Below are 2492 nucleotides of genomic sequence, written 5' to 3'. Positions count from 1 at the left end.
CTTCGCACGGCGGCGGCCCTCGCCCGCCGGCTGCAGCGCGCCGGCCTGGCCGGCTGGGCGGCCGGCTTCGCGGTCGCCGGCGCGGTCTTCGGCGGCGTCGCCAAGGGCGTGGTCGACCTGGTCGGCGGCAATGCGCAGGTCGCCGCGGTGGTGGCGCGCCTCGGCGGCCGGCAGGGCGTCCTGGACGCCTACTCGGCCACCCTGATGAGCCTGTTCGGGATGGCGGCCGCCGGGTACGCGGTGCAGGCCGTGCTGCGGCTGCGCGCCGAGGAGACCTCCGGGCGGGCGGAGCCGGTGCTCGCCACCGCGGTCGGCCGCCTCGGCTGGGCCGCCGGCCACCTGCTGTACGCCCTGCTCGGCCCGGTCGTGCTGCTGGCCTGCGCGGGCGTCGCGGTCGGGCTCGGTGAGGGAGCCGCACTGGGCGGGCCGGGGGCGGCGGTCGGCCGGCTGCTGCCCGCGGCGCTGGTGCAGCTGCCCGCCGTGTGGCTGACCGCGGCGGTCGCGGCGGCGCTCTTCGGGCTGGCGCCGGAGCGGACGGCGGCCGGCTGGGGGGTGCTGGGGGCGTTCGTGCTGGTCTCCTGGCTGGGCCCGGTGCTGCAACTGCCCCGTGCGGTGCTGGACCTCTCCCCGTTCTCCCACGTGCCGCACCTGCCGGGCGGCGAGGTGGCCGCCGCCCCGCTGCTGTGGACGACGGTGCTGGCCGCCGGGTGCGCCGCGGCCGGCCTCGCGGGGCTGCGCCGGCGCGACATCGGCTGACCGGGCGGCGGCGTCCGGGCCGAAATCCTCGGACGGGCGTCCGGGTGATCCGCTATATTCGCGCCGCCGTCGAACGAACCCGTCCGGCGTTGCACCGTGCTCAGGGAGCCCTCACATGCCGTCCGCACAGGACGTCCCCCCGCCGGACGGCTCGGCCGACCGGGACGCCGCCCTCGCCCGCGCCTTCGCCCCGCCGCCGGGGGACGTGCCGCCGAACCCGTACGCCGCCCCGCCCACCGAACCCTGGTCCGCCGCACCCGGGCCGGTCCCGCCCCCGGCCGGACCGGCCGACCGGGACGAGGCCCTCGCCCGGGCCTTCGCCCCGCCGCCCGCGGACGCACCGCCGAACCCGTACGGCGGGTACGCCGGGGCGCCCACCGCGCCCTGGGGCCCGCCCGGGGCGGTGCCGCCGCCCGGCGCCGTCCCGCCGGGTGCGTTCGCCCCGTACGGCGCCCAGGGCTGGGGCGCCGGGGCGCCGCACGCGCTGCCCGGACAGCAGCCCTGGCAGACCCCGGTCGGGACGGGCGTGCCCCCCTGGAACGGCTACGCCATCACCTCGCTGGTGCTCGGCATCATCGGCGGCGCCTGCTGCCTGTGGATCGGGGCGATCGGCTTCGGCGTGGCCGCCCTGCGCGAGACCCGCCTGCGCCGCGAGCGCGGCCGGGGACTGGCGATCGCCGGCATCACCCTGGGCGGCGTCTGGGCGCTCGTCCTGGCGGTCGTCATGGTGATCGCGCTGGCCACCTCCGACGGCGGCCCGTACAGCGGCGAGGACTACGGGTACGGTTCCGGCTCGTCCGGCTCCGGGTCCGGCTCCGGGTCGGGCGGGACCCACTCGGACACCGAGAGCGTCTTCGTGCTCTCCAAGGGCGAGTGCTTCGTCAAGCCCCCGGGCGCCGGCACCGCGAGCGTCACCGTGGTCCGGCCCGTCGACTGCGCCCAGCCGCACTACGGCGAGGTCTTCGACAACGCGTACTCGAACGCGCAGTCGTACCCGGGCAAGGACGCGGTGATCGCCGACGCGACGAAGGGCTGCAACGACGCCCTGCTCGGCTACGCCCCGGACGGCTGGAAGCTGCCGGCCGCCGTCGAGGTGCACTTCTTCTACCCCGACGAGCACAGCTGGGCCGGGCAGGGCGCAGGCCACAACTCGACCTGCTTCCTCACCGACACGACCGCCGACGCGACCGGATCGCTCGCGCAGGACCTCGCGTCCTTCGACGCCGACCAGATGGCCTACCTCGGTGCCGAGCACCACGTGGACCAGGCCTTCGTCGTGCAGCCCGGGACGGAGCCCGCCGACGACCCGGCCGCCTACCGGGCCTGGGCCGGCACCCTCGCCGACGGTGTCCACCACGAGATCGGCGAGCTGACCGCCCACACCTGGGGCGGCGTCGCCTCCCGGCCGGTCCGGGACCTGGTCGACGAGCTGAACCGGTCCCTGCCGCACCTGGCCGCGGCCAAGGACGCCAAGGACGCCAAGACCCTGCAGCACGAGCTCGCCGCGGCCGAGGAGTACCTGGGCTTCGACCGGCCGAAGGCGGTGCGGGCCGCACTGCACCTCGGCACCGACGACAGCCGGGTGAACGGCTCGGACTCCGGGGGATCGGACGGCACGGGCGGCGCCCGGACGAACAGCCCGGCGCCCGTGCTGGCCCCGGGCGGCGACCGCCGTGCGGCGGTCCGGGTCTGACCCCGGGACGGCGCCCGCTGCCCGGCGCGGCTCAGTCCGCGCC

1 protein-coding gene and 1 pseudogene are annotated in these 2492 nt (G+C 77.9%); both read left to right on the top strand.

Going from position 1 to position 2492, the window contains the following annotated elements:
- Positions 1-756 (top strand): annotated as a pseudogene (locus ACFV0G_RS32980) (ABC transporter permease); the annotation flags it as partial.
- Positions 757-871: 115 nt separating this feature from the next.
- On the top strand, positions 872-2449 hold the full coding sequence (locus ACFV0G_RS32975) for a DUF4190 domain-containing protein (RefSeq protein WP_380555949.1): 1578 nt from the start codon (positions 872-874) through the stop codon (positions 2447-2449).
- Positions 2450-2492 lie beyond the last annotated feature (43 nt).

It is taken from the genome of Kitasatospora sp. NPDC059571 (assembly GCF_042735675.1).
GTDB lineage: Bacteria > Actinomycetota > Actinomycetes > Streptomycetales > Streptomycetaceae > Kitasatospora.
Note: the sequence above shows the minus strand (reverse complement) of the source record. Positions and strands in the feature narration are given on the sequence as shown.

Bases quoted from the DNA above. Each gene is read 5' to 3' on its own strand.
- ACFV0G_RS32975 (WP_380555949.1), top strand. From the start codon at position 872: ATGCCGTCCGCACAGGACGTCCCCCCGCCGGACGGCTCGGCCGACCGG.